Source organism: uncultured Thermus sp. (genome assembly GCF_938010445.1).
GTDB lineage: Bacteria > Deinococcota > Deinococci > Deinococcales > Thermaceae > Thermus > Thermus altitudinis.
This window is the reverse complement of sequence record NZ_CALLUR010000140.1, coordinates 1-24,836: the sequence shown is the minus strand read 5'-3', so window position 1 is coordinate 24,836 and position 24,836 is coordinate 1. Positions and strand designations below refer to the sequence as shown.

The window sequence follows — 24,836 nt, the reverse complement described above, 5'->3', positions numbered from 1 at the left end:
CCCCATGGGCCCCGCCACCAGGGCCCGGGTGGCCAAGCCCACGAAAAGACCCGTCTCCACCACCCCCGGAATCTCCAGAAGGGCCCTATGGAGGCCCCCAGGGTCCCCGATGGGACCAAAGCGCACATCGGCGATCAAGTGCCCCCCGTCGGTAAAGTAAAACTCATCCCCCTCCATCCTGAGCTCCGGCTCCCCGCCCAGGGCGCGGATGGCCTTCAAGGTGGCCAGATGGCCAAAGGGCACGATCTCCACCGGCACCACCCCCCGGCCCAGCACGGGCACCTTCTTGGTGTGGTCGGCGATCACGATAAACTCCTTGGCGTTGCTCTCCACAATCTTCTCCCGCAAGAGAGCCCCGCCCAGGCCCTTGATCAGGGAAAGGTCCGGGGCGATCTCATCGGCCCCGTCTATGGCCAGGTCCACCCCTTCTGGCGGCAGCTCCACCACGCGAATCCCTTCCCGCAGGGCCAGGTCCTTAGTGGCCTCCGAGGTGGGAACCCCTACCACTTCCCTAAGCTCCCCCTCCCTAAGCCGCCGGGCCAGCTCCAAAACGGCATACCGGGCCGTGGACCCCGTGCCCAGGCCCACCACCATGCCATCTTGGACATAGGCCACCGCGGCGTGGGCCGCCTCCTTCTTATAGGATTCCAAGGGTCTTTCCATGGCTAAAACCCCCGCAACCTCCGCAAGGCCTCGGCCACTTCCTCGGCGTGCCCCTCCGGGGAGACCTTTTTCCACACCTTGGCGATGCGCCCTTCGGGGTCTATCAGGAAGGTCTGGCGCAACACCCCTTCGTACTCCTTGCCATAAAGGTTCTTTTTCCCCCAGGCCCCATAGGCCAGGATGGCTTGCCGCTCGGGGTCAGCAAGAAGGGGAAAGTTCAGACCGTACTTCTCGGCAAAACGCCTGTGGCTTTCCACATCGTCCGCAGAAACCCCTAGGACCACGGCTCCCAGTTCCTGCAAATCCCCCATACGGTCGCGGAAGCCGCAGGCCTCCTTGGTGCACCCGGGGGTATCGTCCTTGGGATAGAAGTAGAGAACCACCCACCTCCCCCGGTAATCGGAAAGCCGGTGAATCCGCCCCTCTTGGTCCGGCAGGGCGAAGTCGGGCGCCACGGTTCCGAGCTCCATGAGGGCATCTTACCCTAACCCCCCCGGCCGCCAATAAGGGGGCGCTAAAGTTTATAGCCGAAGCGGCGGAGGAGGTCCTTGCGCCAAGCCACCTCGGCCTCGTCCTCCACCCCCAGGGGTTTGAAGCCATCCATAACCCCCAGGATGGCCCTCTGCTCCCCCTCCTCCGCCACCACCACCTGGAGGGGGTTGGCGGTGGCGGCAAAGATGCGCACCACCTCAGGGCAAGCCTTCACCGCGTGGAGCACGTTGATGGGATAAAACCCCTCACCCAGCACGATGAGGAAGGTGTGCCCTGCCGCCAGGTTGAGGATATTCCGCACCGCCAGCTGGGTGAGCTCGGGATCCGTGCCGGAACGCCGCACCAGGCGCTTGCCGCTGGCCTCGGAGAAGGCAAGGCCGAACTTGATACCCGGCACGGCGGTCACCAAGGCCTCGTGGAGGTCCTCCACCGTCTTGATGAAGTGGGCTTGGCCCAGGATGACGTTCAGGTTCTCCGGCTTCTCAATGGGAATGAGCTTGAGTTCCATGCCCCTATTTTATCCGTGGCCCAAGACCCAACCCCAGGGGGTCCGAAGGGTGTAGCATGGGTCCCATGGATGTTCTGGAAAAGGCCGTAGGGGGAGAGAGGCTTACCGAAAGCGAGGTGCTCTCCCTTTTTGACCTTCCCCTACCTGAGCTGGCCGCCGCCGCTCACGAGGTGCGCCTTCAGAAAACCCATCCAGAGGTGGTGACCTTTCTCATAGACCGCAACATCAACTACACCAACGTCTGCACGGTGGGTTGCGCCTTTTGCGCCTTTTACCGCACCCGGCGGCAGAAGGATGCCTACACCCTCACCTACGAAGCCATCGCCGAGAAGGTAGAGGAACTCTACCAGGTGGGGGGGAGGCGCATCCTGATGCAAGGGGGGGTGAACCCCGAGCTTCCCTTGGAGTGGTACCTGGACCTTCTCCGCTACCTCAAGAACCGCTTCCCCGACCTGCGCATCGACGCCTTCAGCCCCGAGGAGATCCTGGGCTTGGAAAGGCTCACCGGGCTTCGGGCCGAGGTTATCTTGGAAAGGCTCATGGAAGCGGGGCTGGATGGGATGCCGGGGGCCGGGGCGGAGATCCTGGTGGACGAGGTGCGGCAAAAGGCCGCTCCCGCCCGCATCAAGACCGCGGACTGGTACCGCATCGTGGATGCCGCCCAGGCCTTGGGGCTTTACACCCTGGCCAGCATGGTGATCGGCTTTGGGGAAGGGCCAAGGGAGCGCACCGCCCACCTGCTGGGCCTAAGGGCCCAGCAGGACAAGGCCCGGGAAAAGTACCAAAACGGCTTTGCCGCCTTTGCCCTTTGGACCTTGCAGGTGGAGCACACCCGGCTTAAGGGCAAGGCCCCGGGGGCCACCGCCCACGAGTACCTGAAAACCCTGGCCATCGCCCGGCTCACCCTGGACAACTTCGCCCACCTCCAAGCCTCCTGGCCCACCCTGGGGTTCAAGGTGGCCCAGGCCGCCCTTTACTACGGGGCCGACGATTTTGGCAGCACCATGCTGGAGGAAAACGTGGTCTCGGCGGCCGGGGGGCACGGGCGTACCCACGCCACGGTGCGGGAAATAGTGCGCCAGATCGTGGATGCGGGTTTCAGGCCTGCGGAGCGGGATCCCCTCTACCGCATCCTGCGGTATCCAGACCCCAAGGCCCTCCTGGAAGAGGGCCTGGAGCTCCCCTTGGCCTAAGCGGGTTCCTTTTGCAAAAGCCCTTGGCGGATCTCCTCGAGGAGAGGGGCCAGGGGCCGGCCTCCCTCCAGGGCCCGCACCAAGGCGCTTCCCACCACCACTCCATCGGCCACCGCCGCCTGGGCTGCGGTTTCCCTTCCCGAAACCCCAAAGCCCACCGCCACGGGCAAGGAGGTCCTGGCCTTGATGCGCCGCACCAGGTCCCGCACCTCCTCGGGCAGGCGCTCCCGCTCCCCGGTGACCCCGGTGACGGAGACCGCGTAGATGAAGCCCGTGGCGTAGCCCACCACGGTTTCCACCCGCCGGTCCGTGGAGGTGGGGGCCAGGAGAAACACCGTTTCCAAGCCGATCTCCTGGGCCAGGCGCACCAGGGCCGGGTCCTCGTCCGGGGGGAGGTCCGGCAGGATGACCCCCGTGGCCCCCGCCTGCTTGAAAAGGCTAAAAAACCGTTCCGGACCCCAGGCTAAGACGGGGTTCAGGTAGGTCATGAGGAAAAGGGGCCTTTCCGTGAGGGCCCGCACCTCCCGGAAGAGTTCCAGAACCCCTTGGACGCTCATCCCCTTCCTTAAGGCCTCCTCGCTGGCCCTTTGGATCACCGGACCATCCCCCAAGGGATCGGAGTAGGGCAGGCCGATCTCCAAGAGGTCGGCATAGGGCAACACCTCCTTCACCGCCTGCAAGAACCCTTCCCGGCTGGGAAAGCCTGCGGTAAGGTAAGGGATCAAAGCGGCCCGCCCCTCGGCCTTGGCCCGGGCAAAGGCTTCCCGCGTGGTCATAGCTCCCCTCCCAGAAGGCGCATCACCTCGGTCACGTCCTTGTCCCCCCGGCCCGAAAGGTTGATGACCACGATCTGGTCCCTATCCATCTCCGGCACCACTTTGGCCGCGTGGGCGATGGCATGGGCGGACTCCAAGGCAGGGATGATCCCCTCCAGGCGGGCCAGGAGTTTGAACCCCTCGAGGGCCTCCTCGTCCGTCACTCCGGCGTACTCGGCGATGCCCTGGTCGGCGTAGTAGCTGTGCTCGGGCCCCACTCCTGGGTAATCCAGCCCCGCAGAAACCGAGTGGGCCGGGGTGATCTGGCCGTCGTGGTCGTAAAGGAGGTACATGTAGCTCCCGTGCAACACCCCCCGCTTCCCCGCCCCGATGCTGGCGGCGTGCCTACCGCTGGAAAGCCCTTCCCCGGCAGCCTCCACCCCGATGAGCCGGGGACGCTCCTTCGGCGGTAAATAAGCGAAGGGGGCAAAAAGGCCAATGGCGTTGGACCCCCCACCCACGGCGGCGATGAGGGCATCGGGGTAGCGGCCGAACATCCTCAGGCTCTCTTCCTTCACCTCCTCCCCGATGACGCTTTGGAACTCCCGCACCATCATGGGGTAGGGGTGGGGGCCCACCACCGAGCCCAGGATGTAGAAGGTGGTGCGCACATGGGTGAGCCAGTCGCGGATGGCCTCGTTGGTGGCGTCCTTAAGGGTGCGGCTTCCCGCCGCCACCGGGCGCACCTCGGCCCCCAGAAGCTTCATGCGGAACACGTTTAGGGCCTGGCGCCGTACGTCCTCCTCCCCCATATAGACCACGCATTCCAAGCCGAAAAGGGCCGCCACCGTGGCCACGGAAACCCCGTGCTGCCCGGCCCCGGTTTCCGCTATCACCCGCCTTTTGCCCATGCGCCGGGCCAGGAGGGCCTGGCCCAGGGTGTTGTTGATCTTGTGGGCCCCGGTGTGCAGGAGGTCCTCCCGCTTTAGGTACACCTGGGCCCCGCCCCAGTATTGGGAAAGCCTCTTGGCGTGGTAAAGGGGGGTAGGCCGGCCGGCAAAGGTCCTGAGGTAGTGCTCCAGCTCCGCCAAAAAAGCGGGGTCCTTCTTGGCCTCCTTGTAGGCGGCCTCCACCTCCTCGAGGGCCGGAACCAGGGTTTCGGGAACGTACCTTCCTCCATAGGGACCAAACCGTCCCCGCTCATCCGGTAAAGGAAAATCAGGCAACCTCAACATCTCCACTCCAGAAAGGGGCCACCAAGCCCCAAAAGCCCATCCATCCTACAAGCCGCTGGCCCAAGAGGCCAAGTACGGGCTTCGCCCGTGACCAAGGCCTATAGCGGCCATGCCGCCACTTGTAGGCCAAGGGGGTGCGAACCCCGCATAGGCTTAGGGTAGACCCCTTTGGCCCAAAGGGCAAGGGGACGGAGTAAACTCTGGAGGATGGAGATCCCCGTTTTGGACAAGGGCTTCGTCCGCCTGGTGGAGGCGATGGGGAACGACGCCGCCATCGTCCAGGCGGCCAGGGTTTCCTACGGCCCGGGCACCAAGACCCTGCGGGAGGATGCCGCCCTCATCGACTACCTCATGCGCCACCGCCACACCAGCCCCTTTGAGATGGTGGAGTTCAAGTTCCACGTCAAGGCCCCCATCTTCGTGGTGCGCCAGTGGTTCCGCCACCGCACCGCCAGCGTCAACGAGATCTCTGGGCGCTACTCCGTGTTGCAGGAGGAGTTCTACGAGCCCAAGGCCTGGCGCCACCAGGCCAGGCGGAATAAGCAGGGCTCGGAAGGGGCTTTCACCGACGAGGAAGCCTCCCGCCTTCTAAAGAGGGTGGAGAGGGAGGCCTACCAGGCCTACCAGACCCTCCTGGAAAAGGGCATCGCCCGGGAGATGGCCCGGATGGTCCTCCCCTTAAACCTGTACACGGAGTTTTACTGGAAGCAGGACCTGCACAACCTCTTCCACTTCCTGGCCCTCCGCCTAGATCCCCATGCCCAGTGGGAGATCCGGCAGTACGCCAAGGCCATCGCGGAGATCGTCAAGGCCCACGTGCCCCTGGCCTGGGGGAGTTTTGAGGAACACGTGCTAAAGGGAGCCCATCTCTCCCAGACGGAGCTTAGGGCCTTACGGGGGCTTCTCACCCCCGAGCTTTACGAGAAGGCCCTACGGGAGCTGGGGCTTTCCGGGAGTCGGGTGGAAGAGGCCTTAAGCAAGCTCTTCCCCCCGGAACCCACCTAGGCCAAGAGGGCCTCCCGGCCTTTCCCTGTGCGCGCCTCTATTAGCCGGTAGAGTTCCTCCTCCGTGAGGGTGGGCACCCCCAAGGCCCTCGCCTTTTCCAGCTTGCTCCCTGGGGCCTCCCCCACCACCAGGTAGCTGGTTTTGCGGCTCACGGAATCCGTCACCTTGGCCCCTAAGCGCCTCAAGAGGGCCTTCACCTCCTCCCGGGGGCGGGAAAGCTCCCCGGTGATGACGAAGGTGAGGCCCTTTAGGGCCTCCCCGCCCCGTTCCTTGGCCTCCATCTCCACCCCGGCCTCCTTCAGGCGCCTCACCAGGTCCCGGAAGGCGGGGTCCTGCAGGGTTTCGTAAATGCCCCGGGCGGTGAGCTCCCCCACCTCCTCCACCTGGAGGAGTTCCTCCGGTGTGGCCTCGAGGAGCCGGTCCATGGTACCGAAGCGGGCTGCCAGGTTGCGGGCCAACACCTCCCCCACCCCCGGCAGGCCCAAGGCGTAGAGGAGGCGCTCCAGACCCCGGCCCTTGCTCTCCTCAATCTGGCGGAGGAGGTTCCCTGCGCTCTTCTTCCCCATGCGTTCCAGGCCCACCAGGTCCTCCTCCCTAAGCCGGTACAGATCAGCCACATCCTTCACCAATCCCGCTTCTAGGAGCTTCTCAATGAGCTTTTCCCCCAGGCCCCCGATGTCCATGGCCTTGCGGGAGGCGTAGTGGCGGATGGCCTCAAAGCGCTTGGCGGGGCACAAGGGGTTGGGACAGCGGTGGACCTTGCCCTCCTTCAGCAAACGATGGCCGCACTCGGGGCAGGTTTCTGGCCAGCGGATGGGCTTCTCCTCCCCCGTCCTCCTCTCCTTCAGGACCCTCAGGACCTCGGGGATCACCCCCCCCGCCTTGTGCACCAAGACCCAGTCCCCGATGCGCACGTCCAGCTCTTCAATGTAACTTTCGTTATGGAGGGTAACCCGGCTCACCTCGCTCCCCTCTAGCAAAACCGGCTCCAAGACGCCCACCGGCGTGACCCTACCCGTGCGCCCCACCTGGAAGACCACCTGCAGCAAGCGGGTTTCCTTCTCTTCTGCGGGGAACTTGTAGGCGATGGCAAACCGCGGGGCCCGGGCGGTGTAGCCCAGCTCCCGCCAGAGGGAAAGGTCATCCAGTTTCACCACCACCCCATCCGCCTCAAAGGGTAGGCTCCGCCGCTCCCGCAACCAGGCCTGGTAAACCCTCTCCACCCCCTCTACACCTTGGACCCGGGTGAAGCCGTGCTCCACGGGGAAGCCCTTCTCCTTTAGCCAATGGAGAAGCGCAAACTGGGTTTTGCTCCCGCTTTCCTCCAGGCCAAGCCCCAGGGCGTAGAAGGTGGCCCTAAGGCCCCTCTTGGCGGTGATCCGGGGATCCTTCTGCCTAAGGGAGCCGGCGGCGGCGTTCCGGGGGTTTTTGAAGATCCGCTCCCCCTTTTCTTCCAGCTCCTCGTTCAGGCGCAGGAAGGCCTCTATGGGCAGGTACACCTCCCCCCGGACCTCGAGGCGCTCCGGCACCCCCTTAAGCCTCCGGGGAATGGTGGGAATGGTGAGGAGGTTCTGGGTCACCTCCTCCCCCGTCTCCCCATCCCCCCGGGTGGCCCCATAGACCAAAACCCCTTCCTCGTAGTAGAGGTTCACGGAAAGCCCGTCCACCTTGTGCTCCACCGTGTAGACGAAAGGCCCCTTCCTTCCCAAGGCCCGCTCCACCCGCTCCTCAAAGGCCCGGACCTCCTCCAGGGTGAAGGCGTTATCCAGGGAGTACATGCGGCTTGGGTGGCGGATGGGGCGGAAGGTGGCCTCCAGATAACCCAACGGCTGACCAAAGGGTTTCGCCCCCACCTGCTCCGTGGGGGAGTCGGGGCTTTTGAGCTCAGGAAAGCGCTCCTCCAGCTCCTTCAGCTCCCTAAGAAGCCGGTCGTACTCGGCATCGGAGATCTCGGGGGAGTCCAGGACGTAGTAGCGGTAGTTGTGGTAGCGGATCAGGTCCCGTAGCTCATTGATGCGCTTGCGGGCTTCCTCCAGGGTCATGCCTTGAGTTTACCCAACCCGGTATAATGCCCTACGGCGAAACGCCGTAGGAGGTGGCAGATGAAACGTATCGTAACCCTTTTGGCAGTATTGGCCCTAGGCCTGAGCCTGGCCCAAGTCCGCGTGGGCATCGCCTTTGACGCTGGGGGTAAGTTTGACCGCTCCTTCAACCAGTCCGCCTGGGAAGGGGCGCAGAAGGCGGCCAAGGATCTCGGAGTTAGGGTCTTTGACTTTGAGCCCGCCGACCCCTCCCAGGTGGGCCAGGGCATCCGCACCTTCGCCGAGGAGGGCTTTGACCTGGTGATCGGGGTGGGCTTCGCCAACGAGCCGGCCATCACCGCCACCGCCAAGGAGTTCCCCAAGGTGAACTTCGCGGTGATTGACGCCGTCCCCGGCGAGGGCAAACTGGCCAACGCCGTGGGCCTGGTCTTCCGGGAGCACGAGGGGAGCTTCCTGGTGGGCTACATCGCCGGCAAGATGACCCGCACCGGGGTGGTGGGCTTCATCGGCGGCATGGACATCCCCCTCATCCACAAGTTTGAGGCGGGCTTCCGCGCCGGGGCGGAGTACGCCTTCAAGGAGGACAAGATCCAGGGCAAGGTCCTGGTGGGCTATGTGGGCAACACCCCCGCCGCCTGGAACGACCCCGCCAAGGCCAAGGAGATCGCCGCCAGCCAGGTGCGCCAGGGGGCGGACATCATCTACGCCGCCGCCGGTGGCTCGGGCCTGGGCCTCATCGACTACGTGAAGCAGGCCAAGTGCCTCAAGGAGGGCGGGGCCATCCGCTTTGTGCGCAAGGCCGACCCCTACGCCAAGGTGCCCAAGTACGCCGATTACACCAAGACCTGTGGCACCGACGGCACCAAGGCCACGCCCCTCTTCTTCATCGGGGTGGACGCCAACCAGAACTACCTGGGGGACACCGACAATAACCCCAGCACCCTGAACCACGGCCTCACCTCCATGCTGAAGCGGGTGGACGTGGCCACCTACGAGGTCATCAAGAGCGTGGTGCAGAAGGCCTTTAAGGGCGGGGTGCGGGAGTTCGGCCTGGCCAACAACGGGGTGGGGTACGCCCTGGACGAGTACAACAAGGCCCTGATCCCGGCCGCCGTGGTCAGCAAGCTGGAGGTCTTGAAGCAGCAGATCATCAAGGGCCAGCTTAAGGTGCCCGAAAAACGCTAGAAAGGCGGGCTCAGCAAAAGGCCGGGAACCTCCCGGCCTTTTTGTATACTCCGGGCGTGGAGGTCGGCGGAACCACCTCAAAGGCCCTGGTCCTAAAGGACATCACCAAGCGCTTCCCCCTGGTCCTGGCCAACGATGGCATCAGCCTGGACCTGAACTGGGGCGAGGTCCTGGCCCTGGTGGGGGAAAACGGGGCGGGTAAATCCACCTTGATGAAGATCGTCTACGGCCTTCAGCCCCCGGACAAAGGGGAGATGTGGGTGGATGGCCAGCCCTACCGGCCCAAAAGCCCCCTGGACGCCATCGCCCACGGGATCGGCATGGTGCACCAGCACTTCATGCTGGTGGAACCCTTTACCGTGCTGGAAAACCTGGTGTTGGGCCTCGAGCCGGGAAGCCCCCTCTACCTCAACCTAGAGGAGGCCCGGAAGCGGGCCACCGCCCTCATGGCGGAACTGGGCTTCCAGGTGCCCCTGGACGAGCGCATTGAGAACCTTCCCGTGGGCCTGCAGCAACGGGTGGAGATCCTCAAGGCCCTTTACCGCCAGGCCAAGATCCTCATCCTGGACGAGCCCACCGCCGTCCTAACCCCCCAGGAGGCCGAGGAGCTTTTCCGCTTCCTGAGGGCCTACGTGGCCAAGGGGAACGCCGCCATCTTCATCAGCCACAAGCTGAAGGAGGTGCTTGCCGTGTCCGACCGGGTCACGGTGATCCGGGATGGAAAGGTGGTGGGCACCGTGGACACGCCCAAGACCTCCTTGGAGGAACTGGCCCGGATGATGGTGGGCCGGGAAGTGGTCTTGAGGGTGGAAAAGGGCCCCGCCAAGCCCGGGGAAGTGGTGCTGGAGGTGGAGGGCCTCGAGGCGCCCCCAAGGCTAAGGGGGGTAAGCTTCTCCGTGCGGGCTGGGGAGATCGTGGGCATCGCCGGGGTGGAGGGCAATGGCCAGACGGAGCTGGTGGAGGCCCTGGCGGGCCTGCGCAAGTACCGGGGCACGGTGCGCTACCTGGGCCACCCCCTTCCCCACCAGGCCCTACGGGTGCGGGAAGCGGGGGTGAGCCATATCCCGGAGGACCGGCTTGCCCGGGGTTTGGTCCTGGACTTTTCCGTCCGGGAAAACGCCATCCTGGGAGACCAGCGCCGCCCCCCCTTCCGGGGCTTCCTGGGCTTCCTGGACGGGAAGGCCATGGAACACCATGCCAGGGCCCTGGTGGAAACCTTTGATGTCCGCCCTCGCTCCACGGAACTCTCCGCCCGGCGCTTCTCCGGGGGAAACCAGCAAAAGATCGTGGTGGGTAGGGAGCTTTTGCGGGGGCCCCGCCTCCTCATCGCCGCCCAGCCCACCCGGGGCGTGGACGTGGGGGCCATAGAGTTCATCCACCAGCGCCTGGTAGAGGCCCGCGACCAGGGCCTGGCGGTGCTTTTGGTTTCCGCGGATCTTTCCGAGGTGATCAGCCTGTCGGACCGGATCCTGGTCATGTACGAGGGGCGGATCGTGGGCGAGCTCACCCCCGAGGAGGCCAGGGAAGAGCGCCTGGGCCTCTTGATGGCCGGCGTACCCGCCTAATCGCTCCGAAACTCCCCTTTGACCTGGCCTAGGACCACCACCTCCCCGGTCCTTAAGGCGTAGCGCACCCTTTCCCCCCGCACCAGGCCCTTCTCGTCCCGGCTCTCCACCCCACCAAAGAGGTAGGCGTACCCCTCCTTCTCCCTGAAAAGGGCCTTATCCGCCTTGGTGGTCCTTCCTCCTTGGGTAAACTCCACCCCCCCGAGAAGCCAGAGCCGATCCTCATCCAAGAGGTAACGGAGGGAGCCCGCCCTGCCCACAAGGGGCTTTTCCCCTTCTCGGCGTACCTCCAGGGGTCCTTCCAAAAGGGCCTCTCCGGTATCGTTTTGGTAGCGAAGTCTTTGCCCTGTTACCCGCACCTGCCCTTGGGCCACCTCCACCCTCCCCGGGGCCGGTTTTACCTCCAGCCGGCCCCCCTCCTCCAGGTAGCGGGCCTCCCCTCCAGAGAGGAAAAGCTCCTCCACCCCACCCCGCTCCACCACCGCCAGGGGCCCCCTAGCCTCCACCTCCTCCCCCAGGCGCACCGCCACCTCCTTTGGGTCAAAGAGGACCAGGCGCAGGTAGCGCGCCGCCTTCTCCTCGCTGGCCTTGCGTAAACGCATGAGGTAGGGTAGGCCATCCTGTTCCCAGTCCGGGTTAAAGGCCACCTCCACCTTCTGCCCCACCTCCAGGCCTTCCTCCACGGCGCTACCCGCATCCAGAAAAAAGGCCCGTCCCCCCACCTGCGCCCTCTCCTGGGAAAGGGCCTCGAGGTCCCCTACCCAGATATCCCCGTAATCGGCATAGAAAAGGCTCCCTTCCTCCCCGCTGACCCAGGCCACCACCCTCTTATCCTTGCGGACCAGTTCCACCTCCGGACGGTAGACTTCCTGGGCCAGCGTACAAAGGGCGAGCCCCAGAAAGAGGAAAGAAGCCCATCTCACCGCCTATTTCTCCGAAAGCTTACGAAACTCCTCCACCGGCAGTCGGAAGGCCTTGCCGTACACCCGCACCTGGTGGCGGTTGACATTGTGTTGCAGGGTGCTCCCCGAAAGCTTGAAGCCCTCCTTCTTGTTCTCGCTCACCGCCGGCCTCCCTAGGACGATGGCTTCCCCGGTGTTGTCGTCATAGTAAAGGCTATCCCCGGTGGTGACCAGATCCCCATCCTGCAGCCGCACCCCCCCGGTGGCGATGAGCTTCTTGGGGCCGGTGAGGCTTCGCACCTCCTTAGCCCGGATCACCAGGTCCCCATCCTTGCGCTTACGGGTGAGGACCACCTCCTTGGGATCGGTGAACACCGCCAGGCCCTTTTCCTCCTCGTAATAGACGAAACCCGCCCGGCCCTCCTGGTTGCCGCTTCGGAGAAGGGCATTTTCGCTGGTGGAGGTGTCCGTATCCACCTGGAAGGCCATGCGGCTGGCCTCCACCTCCACCGGGTCCTCCCCCGGTTTGGGCTCTTGGCGCATGCGGGCCGGGCCCAGAAGCTCCCCTTCCCCCGTCTTTTCCCGGTAGACCAGTAGGGGCCCCCTGGCCTCCACCCGGCCCCGGCGCACCACCACCCCGCCCTCAAAGCGGGCCTCCCGCTCCCCTTCCGCCTCCTGCATGGTCTTGCCCTTAGGAGCGGTAAGGGTGGCCTTGGGGGCCCGGATCTCCAGGTCCTTCACCCGGCCCCGCACCTCCCCTTCAAAGGTCCAGGGCCCATAGCGCAGGTCCCCGGAAAGCCTCCCGCCCTCCACCTGGATGACCCTAACCCCAGAAGCCGCCAAGGCCAAACCCAAAAGCCCAACCCAAAGCCACCTTTTCACGAGCTACCTCCCTCCACGGTACATGGGCCAAAGGCCCCCCCTGCGGGAAACTCAAACCGGGGGCGATCCGCCTCTATGTGCTCCAGAGCGAAATCCGCACGAAAGGCTTCCGCTTCCCCCCGGAGATTGGGGGCCTCAATCCTTACCCAAGGAGCGAAAAAACCCTCTTTTTGACGAATGAGCACCTCCCCCTTGCCCGGAGCGGAGAGGTCCAAGCGGTAGCATCCCCTTAAAATCTCTGCCCGCGCATACGGAGCCCGCAGGTTGTCCCCCGGTTCCACGGCCACCTCGGGGGCAAAGAGGCGGAGGTCCAACCGCTCCCCCACATGCCTTTCCCCTCTAAGACCCCCCCGGATGCGGAAAACCCCCCCTTCCTCCACCATTTCCTCCGCGGCAAACCGCCAGACCACGTCCTTTTCCTCAGGGAAAAGGAGGAACTCCACCCCTTCTAGACGCACGCCCCCCTGCGCCACCGGGGGCTTGGGGGAAGGCCGAAGAAGCCAAAGGAGTAAACCCAAGGCCACGGCCAGAACCACCCAGAAGCGAACCACCCTACCACCATACCCAAGGCCCCTTGAGAAAGATGACAAGGGCCCAAGGGGCGGTTTACCCCAAGACGTCCCGGGGGTTACCCCGCACCCGCAGGTTCACCCAGGTCTTGCGCAGGCGCAAAAGCGCCTTCAGGGGACGGTAAAGAGGGGAAAGGGGCAAGGTGTAGGCGGGAAACTGGACGCGCCGGCCTCCAAACCCCTCCTTGAAGCGCCATATCCCCTCGGCATGGCTCCCCTCTGGGGTTCTGGGCACGCCCCAAAGGTCGTAGATGCGGTAGCCACGGCCAATGGCGTGGCGGATGGCCGCCAGGTGCATGCCCATGGGAGCCTTGGCCTCGGGGTGAGCGCGGCTGCTTCCCCCATAGAGGTAATCCACCCTGCCGGCAAAGGCCACGAAAAGCCCTGCCGCCAAGGCCTCCCCATCCTTCCGGGCCAGGGCCAAGAAGGCCTCCCCATAGGGCTGGTTCATCTCCCTAAGTACTGCCCGGTAGTAGGCCTCCGCATGTTGCAAAAGCTTGGCCCGGCGGTTGGTCTCCTCAAAGAGGCGGAAGAACTCCGGGAAAGCCTCCTCCCCCTCCACGCCAAGCTCCGTGCGCTTCAGGGCCAGACGGGCGTTGCGGCGGTGCATCTCCTTCATGCCCTTAAGAAGGGCCTCCTCCCCCTGGGTGAGGTCCAGCCAAAGGGAGTAGGCGGGCTGGATGGGCTCTTCCGGTAGCAGGCCGGGAAAACCGGGGGCTGGCTCCTCCGCAGGAAGCCCGGCCTCGGGCTCGAGGACCAGATGCGTCCCCCGCACCCCCTGGGCCAGGGCCTGGGCCACCCGGGGCAGATCCGAAAGGCCAAGGAGGGCTGGCCCCCTGGGGGCGTAGGCCAGGCGTAGCCCCCCAGGCAAGGGCCTTAGGAGGACCTGAGCCGCCCCTAAGGGCCCTTCCTCTCCGTATACCGCCAGGCGCTTAGGCACCCAGCCGGAAAGCCGCTTCACCTCGCCCCAGCCCCAGGACTGCAAGGCGCTGGTGATGGGAAAGCCGGAAACCAGCCGGTTCCAGGCCTCGGGATCGGTGATCTCTACCAGGTCCCCCACCCCTTAAGCGTACAGGGCCTGGGCCAGTTCTTCCAAAAGACCGTTGCCCTCCAGGGGAAGCCGCTTCTCCTTCAGGTAGGCCTCCAGGTGGGAAGCCAGGCGGGGATCCTGCACCCGGGCCGCCCGCTCCTTTAGGGGCAGCAAAGGCCAGCCATAGGCCAGATGCCCTAGAAGGTCGTAGAGGTCGTACTCCCCGGGAAGGATGCGCCTCACAAGGGCCTCCGTCCAACCCTTCGCCAGGAGGTTTTGCAGGAGGGCCCGGCGGCTTGCCGTCTTGCGCCAGAGGACCTTAAAGCGGTCCTCCTCCGGAAGGGCACGGCGCAGATGGCTTCCCACCTCCTCGAGGGTCTTCGCCCGTTCCCCTCCGGGCAACAGATACCCCTCCATGCTGAGAAGGCCTTCCACCGCGTCCTTGAGGCGCCGGCCCGAAACGGGCTTCTCCAGGAAGAGATCGGCTCCTAGGGCCCGGCTGGGCCCCTCCAGCTCCTTTCCGCCCCCGGTGAACATGATCACCGGTACCTTGGCCAAGCGCCGCACCGCCCGGATACGCCCAAGAAGGGTGAGGCCATCCATATCCGGCATCATGATGTCCAAAAGGATCAGGTCCGGGGTTTCCCTGCGCAGGTATTCCAGGGCGGCCTTGGCCGAATCCGCCAGCGCCACCTGGTGGCCTGCCCCGGAAAGCAGAAGTTCCAAAAGGTGCCGGATGCGGGGGTCATCGTCCACCACAAGAAGCCGCGCCACAAAGGCCATGCTAAGGGAGACGGCTTTCCCGCGTCTACGGGAAGGAGTACCATGGGGGGCATGAGGATCGCCTTCCAGGGCACGGAGGGAGCCTACAGCGAGGAAGCCCTGCTCAAGGGTTTCCCGGAATCCACCCCCCTTGGCTTTCCCACCTTCCACCAGGTCTTTGAGGCGGTGGAGGCTGGGGAGGCGGACTACGGGGTGGTGCCGGTGGAAAACACCACCGCAGGCAGCATCAACCAGACCTATGACCTTCTTTTGGAAAGCGACCTCCACGTGGTGGGGGAGATCATCCACCGGGTGGAGCACTGCCTTCTTGCCCCTAAGGGTACAGAGCTTAAAGACCTGAAGGCCGTAAAGAGCCACCCCCAGGCCCTGGCCCAATGCGACGGCTTCCTGGCCCGCATGCGCCTGACCCCCATTCCCGTATACGACACCGCCGGGGCAGCCCGGGCCTTAGCGGAACATCCCGAACCGGGCGTGGGGGCCATCGCCAGCCGGCGGGCCGCGGAGCTCTACGGCCTCGAGGTCCTGGCGGAAAACATCGAGGACTATCCCCACAACTACACCCGCTTCTTCATCATCGGGCGGGAGGAGGCTAAAAGGGGAGAAGGCCCCCACAAAACCAGCATTGTCTTTGCCGTGCGCCACAGGCCTGGGGGGCTTTTGGAGGCCCTCACCGTCTTCGCCGAAGCCGGGGTCAACCTTACCAAGCTGGAATCCCGGCCTAGGCGGGATAAGCCCTTCAGCTACCTCTTCTACCTGGACCTGGAGGGCCACCTCGAGGACCCCGGTCCCGCCCAGGCCCTCCTAGGCCTTCTCCGGCGGGCCGCTTTCCTAAAGGTGCTGGGCTCCTACCCCGCCCACCGCAACGGCGCCTAACCGGGGCGTACGTCCACCACCCGCTCCCCCGCGGCCTTTAGCCGGTCGGGAACCCCCTCCACATCCTCCCCCACCACCCGGAGGACCAGGCGCTGGTACCCATTCAAGTGGGCCGCGGTGGCGATGGAGACGATGTTGGCCGGGGGGACCGCCCGGGCCATCTGGGCCAGGGCCCCGGGCACGTCGGGGATGTCCACGGTGATGCGCAAGCCCCCCATCTTAAGCCCCAACACCTCAATGAAGGCCCTGAGGACATCGGTCACGGTGATGATGCCCACCAGCTTCTCCCCTTCCATCACCGGCAGGCCGCCGATCTTCTTCTCCTCCATCAGGAGGGCCGCCTTCTCCAAAGGCGCATCGGCCTCCACGGTGATGACGGGCTTGGCCATCACCTCCTGCACGGTGAGCTTGGAGAGGAGGTAGTTCATCTCCCAGACCGAAAGGGTGGTGGCCTTGGAGGGCATGGCGTCCTTGAGGTCCTTGTCGGTGACCAGGCCGATGAGTTTCCCATCCTTCACCACCGGCAGGCGGCGGAAGCCCTTATTTTTCAAAAGGTTAATGGCTTCCAGCACCGGGGTATCCGGGGCCACGGTGAGGGGGTCCTTGGTCATCCAGTCCCTGACCAGCATGGCTTCACCTCCGGCTTTCAGTCTACCCCGGGCCCACAAGAAAGATGTCCCCGCCCAGGGCTGGGCGGGGACAGGAAGGTCCCTCTAGCGCAGGTTGGCCCCTATGACCGTACGGGCCAGCCGGCCCCCGCCAAAGGCGTAAAAGTACTCTCCATCCAGGAAGATCCCCGTGCGGGCATCCAGGAGGAACTCCACCCCCAGGGAAAGGTGAAGCCCCACCTCCCCCGGGCCGGCAAAGCGCCCGGCAAGCCCCCCGCCAAAGTAGGGGCGTATACCCCTAAGGTCCCGGTCCAGCTGGCCCAGGTCCGGCTTAAAGAGGAGCTCCCCTGCCGCCAAGAAACTGGGCCCGGACGGTAGGGGGTTCATGTCCACAAAACCCCGGAAGGCCAGGTTGCGCTCCAAGGGCGCCTCCAGGCCCAGCCCTAGCCCTGCCGGGGGCAGGGAAAGCCGGAAGGAAACCGCCCGCTGGGCCAAAGCCCCGGTGCCTAAGGCCAGCAACGCCAAAACCAAGACGATCTTGCGCATAACCCACCTCCTTCCGGCATGCTACCCTTCCTTACGGCCAAGGGGAAGAGAGGCTTCTCTCACGCACCCTTCACCCTAAGGCCTTAGGCTTTCTCCTATGAAGCGGCTTTCCCTAGCAGCCCTCCTCCTGGCGTTCAGCGCCCTTCTCACCCCCATGCTGGCCCAGAACAAAAACGTGGCCACCCGGGTGGGCTTTGTGGACGCCGATGCCCTGGTGCAGGCCCACCCCGATTACAAAAAGGTCCAGGACCTCCAGGCCCAGGCCCGGAAGGAGCTGGGCCCAATAGAAGAAAAAATCAAGCCCCTGGAGGCCAAGATCCGCTCGGGGCAGGCCACGGCCAAAGAGCGCCAGGACTATGAGAACCTGGTCAAAACCTACCAGGACACGGTGAAGAAGTGGCAGGAGCGGCAGAACCCTGTGCTTAAACCCATCCTGGAAGATGTGGATAAGGCCATCGCCAAGGTGGCCAAGGCCCAGGGCTTTTCCGTGGTCATGAGCCGCCAGGTGGCGGCCCAGTCGGGCCTGGTGGTGTATGCCGACGACGACACCGACCTAACCGAAGCGGTAAAGAAGGAGCTGAAGCGCTAGCCCAAACCCCTCCCCCGGGGAAAGGTTTCCCCGGGGTTTTTCTTTTGGCTAGTCCATCTGGAGGTTATAATCCTTCCGATGGCCAAGCGGAAGCCGGCCAAGCCCAGCCGTAACCGCGACCTCGAGGCCCTGGGTATGTTGGCCCTGGGAGCGGGGGTCTTCTTCGCCGCTCCCCTCCTACCCCTACCCACGGGGGCCTTCGGCTCCTTCCTCCGGGAAGGCTTCTACCAGATGCTGGGCCTGCCCGCCTACCTCCTACCGCCAAGCCTTTTTCTCCTGGGAACCTTTCTCTTCAGGAACAAGCCCTTAAAACCCCTCCTTCGCCACCTCCTTTTCCTCTACCTCCTGGCCTTGGCCCTCCTTCCCCTCCTGGGACCCCTTTCGGGGCAGCTGGGGAAGGAGGCCCGGTCCCTTCTGGAAACCAAGGCCGGGGCCTTGGGCCTCCTCCTTCCCCTGATCCTGGCCTCCTTGGTCCTGGACCTCTGGCGGCGAAAGCCTCCCCTTCACCTTCTCCTCACCGGCCTGCACCTGGGGGTGGAGGGGGTGCGACGGGTCCGCTACCGGGTGAAGGCCCTTCTCCTCCAGCAAAGGATCGGCCTCCTCGCCCGCCTTTACCCTGAGCACACCGCCCTCAAGGCCCTGGCGCAGAACCTTTCCCCCGCGGAGCTTCCCGGGGTGGAGAAGGCCCTAAGGGCCTTCTTGGAGGAACGGGCCGCCGAGCTGAGGCGGCAGATGGAGGAGGACCAAAGGCCCCTGGAACCCCGGCTCCAATCCCTTCTCCAGGGCCTGAAGGCCCCTGTGCCTGGGGAGGGTCCCTTGCGGGATGCCTTGGAGGAGCGGCGGGCCGCCCTCCACCTCGAGGCCCAGGCCCTCCTCGCCCGCCTGAAGGCCCTCCACCCCATCCCCACCCCCAGGGCCACCGTGGGGGGACTGGTGCGGGGGCTAAGGCTTAGAGAGGAGCGCAAGGCCCGGTGGGAGGAGCTTGCTGGCCTGGTCCAGGACCTGGAGGCCCGCTTTGAGGAGCTTGCCTCCTGGCTATCCTTCCTCTCCCGCCATCCCGAGGCCCAGGCCGAGGGGCTAAGGGCCTTGCTCACGGGCAACCCCCCGCCCGTCCCCTCCTCCCCACCCCCTGCCCCCGAACCGGAACCCTTTGACCTGGACCTGGTCTTTCCCGAGCCCTCCCCGCCCCAAACTCCACCGGACCCGCCTTCCCCACCCCGTCCCCTTCCCCAAAGCACCGCCTTGGCCCTTCCCACCCCGGACCTCCTGGACCCCCCGGAGCCCAAGGGAACGGCCCGGGGTTTGGAGGAGGAGGTGGAAAGGCTCAAGCGCACCATCGCCGACACCCTCAAGCACTTTGGGGTCCAGGCGGAGGTGGTGGGCCACGCCCGCGGGCCCTCGGTGATCCGCTACGAGCTTCTACCTGCCCCTGGGGAAAAGATAAGCCGCATCCAGAGCCTGCAAAACGACCTGGCCCGGGCCCTGGCGGCAGGGGCGGTGCGCATAGAAGCCCCCATTCCGGGAAAGAACACCGTGGGCCTGGAGGTACCCAACCCCAAAAGGGAACTGGTGCGCTTTTCCGAAGCCGTCCTCTCCCCTGCCTTCCAAAACGCCAAGGCCCTTCTGCCCCTGGTCCTGGGCAAGAGCATTGAGGGGGAGATCTGGGTGCGGGACCTAGCCAAGATGCCCCACCTTCTCATCGCCGGCTCCACCGGCAGTGGCAAAAGCGTGGCCATCAACGTCCTCATCACCAGTCTCCTCTTCAAGCACCTACCCACCTCCTTGCGCTTTCTCCTCATAGACCCCAAGATGGTGGAGCTTACCCCCTACGAGGGCATCCCCCACCTGGTGCGCCCGGTGGTCACCAGCCCCGAGGAGGCCGCCTTGGTCCTCCAAGGAGCCGTGGCCCACATGGAACGGCGCTACCGCCTGCTCAGCGGGGTGGGGGCCCGCAACCTGGAGCAGTACAACGCCAAGATGGAAAAGGAGGGCGGGGAAACCCTGCCCTATTTGGTCATCGTGGTGGACGAGCTGGCCGACCTGATGATGACCGCCCCCAAGGAGGTGGAGGCGGCCATCCTGCGCCTGGCCCAGATGGCCCGGGCCACGGGGATGCACCTAATCCTGGCCACCCAGCGCCCCAGCGTGGACATCCTTACCTCCCTCATCAAGGTGAACATCCCCGCCCGCCTGGCCTTTGCCGTGTCCAGCGGCTTTGACTCCCGCACCATCCTGGACACCCAGGGGGCCGAGAAGCTGATCGGCCAGGGGGATGCCCTCTTTTACCAGCCCGGGCTGCCTAAGCCCGTGCGCCTGCAGGTGCCCTACCTTTCCGAGGAAGAGGTAGGGCGCCTGGCGGGTTTCTTAAGGGGGCAAAGCTTTGAGGACCGGTTTGCCGAAGCCTACGGCCAGGACTTTGAGCCCCCAAAGGGGCCGGAAGGGGCCGGGGTGGGCGAGGTGGACTTCTCCGATCCCTTGCTCAAGAAGGCGGCGGAGATCGTGGTAGAGGAAGGCTATGGCTCCGTAAGCCGCCTGCAGCGCCGGCTTTCCATCGGCCACGCCCGGGCGGGGAAGCTGATGGATGCCCTCGAGGCCATGGGCATCGTGGGCCCGCCCAAGGGCTCCAAGCCCCGGGAGGTCCTTATCAGCAAGGAACAGCTTAAGGACTTCTTCGGCTAGAGGTGTGCTATCATGGCCCTTTGTGGAAACGGTGCCGGGCGGGCGCTGGGTGGCGGAGATCTACGGTTGCGACCTGGATGTCTTGGAAAACCCCAAGATGGTGGAGGCGGCCCTCTTGGATGCGGTGATGCGCTTGGGGGCGCCCAGGGATGCGGCCCAGTCGGTGGTGTACAAGTTTCATCCCCAGGGTCTTTCCGCCGCCGTGGTCAGCCCGGTGGCGGCGGTGATGATCCACACCTGGCCGGAGGATAACGCCTCCGCCACCTTGGACCTCTACTTCTACCGGGATGGGGTGAACCCGGAGGAGGTCCTGAAGGGGCTTTCCCGGGCCTTCGGGGCCAAGGAGGAATCGGCCTTCCGGTACTGGCGGGGAACGGAACACGCCATCAGGCGGCGGGCCTTTGGCGGCCAACAAGGAGGATAGCTATGGACTACGGCATGTACTTCTTTGAGCACATCACCCCCTTTGAGACCATGGTGCGGCGCATGGAGCGGGTGATCGCCTCCGGCCGAACCAAGTACCAGGACTACTTCCTTTTTGAAACCCAGGGTTTTGGCAAGGTGCTGGTCCTGGACAAGGACGTCCAGAGCACCGAAAGGGATGAGTACGTCTACCACGAAACCCTGGTCCACCCGGCCATGCTCTCCCACCCCGAGCCCAAGGCCGTTCTGATCGTGGGAGGCGGGGAAGGGGCCACCTTGCGGGAGGTGCTCAAGCACCCCACCGTGGAACGGGCGGTGATGGTGGATATAGACGGGGAGCTGGTGGAGGTGGCCAAGCGCCACATGCCTGAATGGCACCAGGGGGCCTTTGAGGACCCCCGGGCGGTCCTGATCATTGACGACGCCCGGGCTTACCTGGAGCACACCCAGGACACGTACGACGTGGTCATCATCGATCTCACGGACCCCGTGGGGGAGGACAACCCCGCCCGGCTCCTCTATACGGTGGAGTTCTACCGGCTGGTGAAGGGCCACCTGAACCCCGGCGGGATCATGGGCATGCAGGCGGGCATGATCATGCTCACCCACCACCGGATCCATCCCGTGATCCACCGCACGGTGCGGGAGGCCTTCCGCTACGTGCGCAGCTACAAGAACCACATCCCCGGCTTCTTCCTGAACTTCGGCTTCCTCTTGGCCTCGGATGCCTTTGACCCCGCGGCCTTCTCCGAAGGGGTGATTGCGGCCCGCATCCGTGAGCGGAACCTGGCCCTACGCCACCTTTCCGCCCCTTACCTGGAGGCCATGTTCGTCCTGCCCAAGGACATCCAGGAGGCCATAGACCGGGAAACCCTGGTATCCACGGACCAAAACCCCTTCTACGTTACCCCCGAAGGAGAGGCCCGGCAGGCCCCCTACCGGGGCTAGGCGGACCTGCGGGGCCCTCTAGGGCTTCTCATCCGGGACGTGATAGAGTAAGCCCATGCAACGCGTTATCGTTCTCGTGGTGGTGGCCTTGGCCCTTGTGGGCCTGGGCTGGATCCTATGGGGTCCGAAGGGCAAGGCGGGTCTGGACCCCGCCCAAGGGGCTCGCTTTGCCCTAGGTTCCGAGGGGGCACCGGTAACAGTGGTGGATTTCTCCAACTACCTCTGTGGCCACTGCCAAAACCACGCCCTAAACGTTCTTCCCCGGCTTAAGGCCGAGTACATAGACACCGGCAAGGTGCGCTACCTCTTCCGTGACTTCCCCTTCCCGGGCCAGGCCAACGTGATCCGGGCCAGTGAGGCCGCCGCCTGCGCCGCCGACCAAGGGCGTTACTACGACTACCACGAGGTCCTCTTCCGGGCCGCCTCCAGCTGGGGCAACCTGGAAGGAAGCGTGTTGGACCGCTACCTGGTGGACCTAGCCGGGCAGATGGGCCTGGACGAGAACGCCTTCGCCCAGTGCCTGGCCTCCGGAAAGCACCGCCAGGGCGTCCTGGCCGACCAGAAACTGGCCACGGACCTGGGCCTCACCGGCACCCCCACCTTTTTCATTGCCGGGGAGAAGCGCACCGGCTTCCTGAGCTACGAGGAATGGAAGAACCTCCTGGACAAAGCCCTGGCCGAGAAGAAGTGAGGGGATAGGTGTAGAAACACGGAAAGGTAAAGCCCGCCGTCCCTTGATTTCTTTGCTACCCTGGAACCCATGGAAGCCCTTTGGGTGGCCACGGCCTTCGCCCTGGGCTTACTGACGAGCCGCCTGGGGCTTCCCCCCTTGGTGGGGTATTTGGCGGCGGGTTTTGCCCTTCACGGGCTGGGCCTGAGGGAGACGGAGTTTTTACACCATGCGGCCGAAATCGGGGTCCTCCTTTTGCTTTTCACCGTGGGATTAAAGCTCCGCTTCCAGGACCTGTTGGAGCCTCGGGTCCTGGTGGCCGGGGGACTCCACCTCTTAGTCTTTTCCCTCCTGGCCCTTCTCTTCCTGGGAAACCTTCCCCTGGCCATAGCCCTGGCCTTTTCCAGCACCGTGCTGGTGGTGAAGGTCCTGGAGGACAAAAAGGAGCTCACCACCTACCACGGCCGCCTCAGCGTAGGCATCCTGGTCCTTCAGGACCTGGTGGCCGTGGGCCTCATCACCCTCTACGGCGAAAACCGGATCAGCCCCTGGGCCGGCCTGATCCTCCTCCTGCCCCTAGGGCGGTCTGCCGTGGCCTGGCTATTGGAGAAAAGCGGCCACGACGAGCTCTTGGTGCTCTTCGGTCTGGGCCTAGCCCTCCTTGGGGGGGAGGGCTTCCGCCAGGTGGGCCTATCCCCGGAGCTGGGGGCCCTCCTGATGGGGGTCCTCCTGGCCGGCCATGAAAAGGGGGGGGAGATGGCCAAGGCCCTTTGGAGCCTGAAGGAGGCCTTCCTGGTGGCCTTCTTCCTGGACATAGGGCTAAGGGAGGGGCTACGGGGCGTGGAGGTGGGGCTGGTCCTGACCCTCCTCCTCCTCATCCTGGTCAAATCCCCTCTTTTTTTCGGCCTTTTTCTCCTCCTGGGGCTTCGGGCCCGCACCGCCTTCGTCAGCGGGATGTACCTGGGCAACTACTCCGAGTTCGCCCTAATCGTGGGCGTGGTCTTGGAACGAGCGGGCCTTCTGCCCCTTGGCCTTTCCACCCTCGCCCTGGCGGTGGCCGTTTCCATGGCCCTCTCCGCCCCCCTGGCCCGGTACAGCCATAGCCTCTACAAGCGCTGGGAATCCCGCCTCCTCCCCCTGGAGCGGAAAGTGGCCCACCCCGACCAGGAGCCCGAGCGCCTGGAAGGGGCCACGGTGCTCATCGTGGGCATGGGCCGCACCGGGGGGGCCGTCTACCGCATCCTGGAGGCTAAGGGGGAGCGCCCCGTGGGCCTGGACGCCGACCCCGAAAAGGTGGCCCGCCACCAGGCCAAGGGGCGGAAGGTCTTCTACGGGGACGCGGAGGACCCCGAGCTTTGGGAACGCCTGGACCTGGGGAACCTCAAGGCCGTGGTCTTGGCCCTACCGGACCTCGAGGCCAAACTCCTGGCGGCCCGCTGGCTGAAGGAGCGGGGCTTTAGGGGCATCCTGGCCGCCACCAGCTTCCACCTGGAGGAAGACCCGGCCCTGGAGGCCGCCGGCGTCACCCTCCTCTTCCACCCCTTCCGCGAAGCCGGCGAGCGCCTGGCAGAAAAGGTCCTGGAGAAGCTGGCTATAATGGGTGAGGTGAGCCATGGCCGGTCATAGCAAGTGGGCACAGATCAAGCGCAAAAAAGCCGCCAACGACCTCAAGCGCGGTAAGATCATCTCTAAGCACCTAAGGGCCATCCAGGCGGCCGCCCGAGCCGGGGGAAGCCCCTACCCCGAGGCCAACGTCCAGCTGCGCAACGCCATAGAGGCGGCCCGGGCCGACGATGTCCCCATGGAAAACATTGAGCGCCTCCTGCAAAAGCTTCAAGGCGGGGGGGATGGCGCCGAGCAGTACGAGGAGATCGTCTACGAGGGCTATGCCCCAGGCGGCGTGGCCCTTTTGGTCTACGCCCTCACCGACAACCGCAACCGCACCGCCGGCGAGGTGCGCCACGTCTTCAACAAGTACGGGGGTTCCCTGGGGGCTTCGGGCAGCGTGGCCTGGCAGTTTGAGCGCAAAGGGGTGATCGTCTGCCAAAACTCCGAGGCCGCCCAGGAAGCGGCCATAGAACTTGGGGCCTTGGACCTCGAGGAGGAAGGGGAAAGCCTCACCCTCTACACCGACCCCGCCGATGCCTACCGCATCGCCGAGGAGCTCAAGGGGCGAGGCATCCCCGTGGAGGCGGTGGAAGTGGTGCAGCACCCCCAGAACACCGTGGCCCTCTCCCCGGAAGAGGCGGCCAAGGTGATGCGCCTGGTGGAGGCCCTGGAGGACCTGGACGACGTGCAGCACGTCTACACCAACCTGGACCCTGCTAGCCTCCAGGTGGAGGCCTAGAGGGCCGACAACTTTGTGCAGCGCTGGCGGAGGGCCTCAGTTCAAGTGACATGGTGGTCCAGACTCTGTAATGACGCAAGTAGTTTGGGTTCCTGCTTTGCCATGAGCCTACTTGTGCAAGCTGATTAGCAGTGACTTGCAGGTGACAAATACAATGATGGAATGAGCGCACCCTTCGGTATTTCCTTTCGTATCTTTATCCCCTCTGGCGATCCCGAAGGCTTGCGAATTGTAGAGAAGGCTAACTGGATCGGACAGGGGTTGGCTTTTCCTCGCCCTCTCCTTGGTGAGGTTCGCAAGCGTGTTGAGCTTCAGCGCACTGGCGTGTACGTCTTATGGGGTCC

At 64.9% G+C, this 24,836-nt stretch carries 25 protein-coding genes and 1 pseudogene; 13 read left to right on the top strand and 13 right to left on the bottom strand.

What is annotated here, in order from left to right; all coding sequences use genetic code 11:
• The 3 genes from rpiA to Q0693_RS07875 form a co-directional block, all read right to left on the bottom strand.
• Window positions 1-663 (bottom strand): ribose-5-phosphate isomerase RpiA (rpiA, locus tag Q0693_RS07885; RefSeq protein WP_298630537.1); only part of this gene is annotated, 663 nt, incomplete at its 3' end.
• Between the two features lie 2 nt (window positions 664-665).
• Complete coding sequence (gene bcp / locus Q0693_RS07880; protein WP_243030385.1) at window positions 666-1,133, bottom strand: thioredoxin-dependent thiol peroxidase; 468 nt, start codon at window positions 1,131-1,133, stop codon at window positions 666-668.
• Between the two features lie 44 nt (window positions 1,134-1,177).
• A complete protein-coding gene (locus tag Q0693_RS07875) occupies window positions 1,178-1,663 on the bottom strand; it encodes an adenosine-specific kinase (protein WP_243028193.1) in 486 nt (161 codons plus the stop codon).
• A 56-nt stretch (window positions 1,664-1,719) separates the two neighbouring features.
• Here Q0693_RS07875 and mqnC point away from each other — a divergent pair, with 56 nt between their 5' ends.
• Complete coding sequence (gene mqnC, locus Q0693_RS07870) at window positions 1,720-2,856, top strand: cyclic dehypoxanthinyl futalosine synthase (protein ID WP_243030386.1); 1,137 nt, start codon at window positions 1,720-1,722, stop codon at window positions 2,854-2,856.
• Here mqnC and trpA read toward each other — a convergent pair.
• Window positions 2,853-3,632: a tryptophan synthase subunit alpha gene (gene trpA, locus Q0693_RS07865; RefSeq protein WP_298630533.1), complete on the bottom strand. Its 780-nt coding sequence runs from the start codon at window positions 3,630-3,632 to the stop codon at window positions 2,853-2,855. The two genes, mqnC and trpA, sit on opposite strands and share 4 nt — an antisense overlap.
• Window positions 3,629-4,846 (bottom strand): tryptophan synthase subunit beta, encoded by a 1,218-nt coding sequence (gene trpB, locus Q0693_RS07860; protein ID WP_298630531.1) that lies wholly within the window; start codon window positions 4,844-4,846, stop codon window positions 3,629-3,631. Before trpB ends, trpA begins: the two co-directional genes overlap by 4 nt.
• A gap of 207 nt (window positions 4,847-5,053) precedes the next feature.
• On the opposite strand from trpB, the gene thyX reads away from it, so the two are divergent.
• Window positions 5,054-5,851: an FAD-dependent thymidylate synthase gene (thyX, locus tag Q0693_RS07855; protein WP_298630529.1), complete on the top strand. Its 798-nt coding sequence runs from the start codon at window positions 5,054-5,056 to the stop codon at window positions 5,849-5,851.
• Here the strand turns inward: thyX and ligA are convergent.
• Complete coding sequence (gene ligA / locus Q0693_RS07850; RefSeq protein ID WP_298630527.1) at window positions 5,848-7,893, bottom strand: NAD-dependent DNA ligase LigA; 2,046 nt, start codon at window positions 7,891-7,893, stop codon at window positions 5,848-5,850. The two genes, thyX and ligA, sit on opposite strands and share 4 nt — an antisense overlap.
• Before the next feature lie 60 nt (window positions 7,894-7,953).
• Between ligA and Q0693_RS07845 the strand changes: the two genes are divergently transcribed.
• Together Q0693_RS07845 and Q0693_RS07840 are read left to right on the top strand one after the other, a co-directional pair.
• Window positions 7,954-9,078 (top strand): BMP family ABC transporter substrate-binding protein, encoded by a 1,125-nt coding sequence (locus tag Q0693_RS07845; RefSeq protein ID WP_298630526.1) that lies wholly within the window; start codon window positions 7,954-7,956, stop codon window positions 9,076-9,078.
• A 56-nt stretch (window positions 9,079-9,134) separates the two neighbouring features.
• Window positions 9,135-10,643 (top strand): ABC transporter ATP-binding protein, encoded by a 1,509-nt coding sequence (locus Q0693_RS07840; protein ID WP_298630525.1) that lies wholly within the window; start codon window positions 9,135-9,137, stop codon window positions 10,641-10,643.
• On the opposite strand, the gene Q0693_RS07835 is transcribed toward Q0693_RS07840, so the two are convergent.
• The 5 genes from Q0693_RS07835 to Q0693_RS07815 are packed head-to-tail and all read right to left on the bottom strand — an operon-like array spanning window position 10,640 to window position 14,809.
• Window positions 10,640-11,566 (bottom strand): hypothetical protein, encoded by a 927-nt coding sequence (locus Q0693_RS07835; protein WP_298630524.1) that lies wholly within the window; start codon window positions 11,564-11,566, stop codon window positions 10,640-10,642. The genes Q0693_RS07840 and Q0693_RS07835 overlap by 4 nt on opposite strands.
• A 3-nt stretch (window positions 11,567-11,569) precedes the next feature.
• On the bottom strand, window positions 11,570-12,427 hold the full coding sequence (locus Q0693_RS07830) for an LptA/OstA family protein (protein ID WP_298630522.1): 858 nt from the start codon (window positions 12,425-12,427) through the stop codon (window positions 11,570-11,572).
• Window positions 12,424-12,978 (bottom strand): hypothetical protein, encoded by a 555-nt coding sequence (locus Q0693_RS07825; RefSeq protein WP_298630520.1) that lies wholly within the window; start codon window positions 12,976-12,978, stop codon window positions 12,424-12,426. The genes Q0693_RS07830 and Q0693_RS07825 overlap by 4 nt, the downstream gene beginning before the upstream one ends.
• A 55-nt stretch (window positions 12,979-13,033) precedes the next feature.
• Window positions 13,034-14,056 carry a peptidoglycan bridge formation glycyltransferase FemA/FemB family protein gene (locus Q0693_RS07820; protein ID WP_298630518.1) on the bottom strand — a complete coding sequence of 341 codons (1,023 nt, stop codon included), beginning with the start codon at window positions 14,054-14,056 and terminating at the stop codon, window positions 13,034-13,036.
• A gap of 3 nt (window positions 14,057-14,059) precedes the next feature.
• Entirely contained in the window at window positions 14,060-14,809 is a 750-nt protein-coding gene (locus Q0693_RS07815) for a response regulator (RefSeq protein ID WP_298630516.1), read from the bottom strand.
• A gap of 51 nt (window positions 14,810-14,860) precedes the next feature.
• Here Q0693_RS07815 and pheA point away from each other — a divergent pair, with 51 nt between their 5' ends.
• On the top strand, window positions 14,861-15,682 hold the full coding sequence (gene pheA, locus Q0693_RS07810) for a prephenate dehydratase (RefSeq protein WP_298630514.1): 822 nt from the start codon (window positions 14,861-14,863) through the stop codon (window positions 15,680-15,682).
• On the opposite strand, the gene Q0693_RS07805 is transcribed toward pheA, so the two are convergent.
• Both Q0693_RS07805 and Q0693_RS07800 read right to left on the bottom strand, forming a co-directional pair.
• Entirely contained in the window at window positions 15,679-16,311 is a 633-nt protein-coding gene (locus Q0693_RS07805) for a CBS and ACT domain-containing protein (protein WP_298630512.1), read from the bottom strand. The genes pheA and Q0693_RS07805 overlap by 4 nt on opposite strands.
• An 84-nt stretch (window positions 16,312-16,395) precedes the next feature.
• The gene (locus tag Q0693_RS07800) at window positions 16,396-16,836 is read right to left on the bottom strand and encodes a hypothetical protein (protein WP_298630510.1); all 441 of its coding nucleotides are present in this window, start codon (window positions 16,834-16,836) and stop codon (window positions 16,396-16,398) included.
• Between the two features lie 97 nt (window positions 16,837-16,933).
• Between Q0693_RS07800 and Q0693_RS07795 the strand changes: the two genes are divergently transcribed.
• The 8 genes and pseudogenes from Q0693_RS07795 to Q0693_RS07760 all read left to right on the top strand — a co-directional run.
• A complete protein-coding gene (locus Q0693_RS07795) occupies window positions 16,934-17,425 on the top strand; it encodes an OmpH family outer membrane protein (protein ID WP_243030401.1) in 492 nt (163 codons plus the stop codon).
• 78 nt (window positions 17,426-17,503) lie between these two features.
• Window positions 17,504-20,104 carry a DNA translocase FtsK gene (locus Q0693_RS07790; protein WP_298630508.1) on the top strand — a complete coding sequence of 867 codons (2,601 nt, stop codon included), beginning with the start codon at window positions 17,504-17,506 and terminating at the stop codon, window positions 20,102-20,104.
• A gap of 22 nt (window positions 20,105-20,126) precedes the next feature.
• Window positions 20,127-20,528, top strand: coding sequence for an S-adenosylmethionine decarboxylase (locus Q0693_RS07785; protein WP_298630506.1), 402 nt, complete (start codon window positions 20,127-20,129; stop codon window positions 20,526-20,528).
• Window positions 20,529-20,530: 2 nt separating this feature from the next.
• Window positions 20,531-21,475, top strand: coding sequence for a polyamine aminopropyltransferase (speE, locus tag Q0693_RS07780; RefSeq protein WP_243030404.1), 945 nt, complete (start codon window positions 20,531-20,533; stop codon window positions 21,473-21,475).
• 55 nt (window positions 21,476-21,530) lie between these two features.
• The gene (locus tag Q0693_RS07775) at window positions 21,531-22,166 is read left to right on the top strand and encodes a thioredoxin domain-containing protein (RefSeq protein ID WP_298630504.1); all 636 of its coding nucleotides are present in this window, start codon (window positions 21,531-21,533) and stop codon (window positions 22,164-22,166) included.
• A 69-nt stretch (window positions 22,167-22,235) separates the two neighbouring features.
• The gene (locus tag Q0693_RS07770; RefSeq protein WP_298630502.1) at window positions 22,236-23,771 is read left to right on the top strand and encodes a cation:proton antiporter family protein; all 1,536 of its coding nucleotides are present in this window, start codon (window positions 22,236-22,238) and stop codon (window positions 23,769-23,771) included.
• Window positions 23,758-24,492 carry a YebC/PmpR family DNA-binding transcriptional regulator gene (locus tag Q0693_RS07765; RefSeq protein ID WP_243030407.1) on the top strand — a complete coding sequence of 245 codons (735 nt, stop codon included), beginning with the start codon at window positions 23,758-23,760 and terminating at the stop codon, window positions 24,490-24,492. The genes Q0693_RS07770 and Q0693_RS07765 overlap by 14 nt, the downstream gene beginning before the upstream one ends.
• Window positions 24,493-24,654: 162 nt before the next feature.
• Window positions 24,655-24,836, top strand: a pseudogene (locus Q0693_RS07760) (GIY-YIG nuclease family protein); the annotation flags it as partial.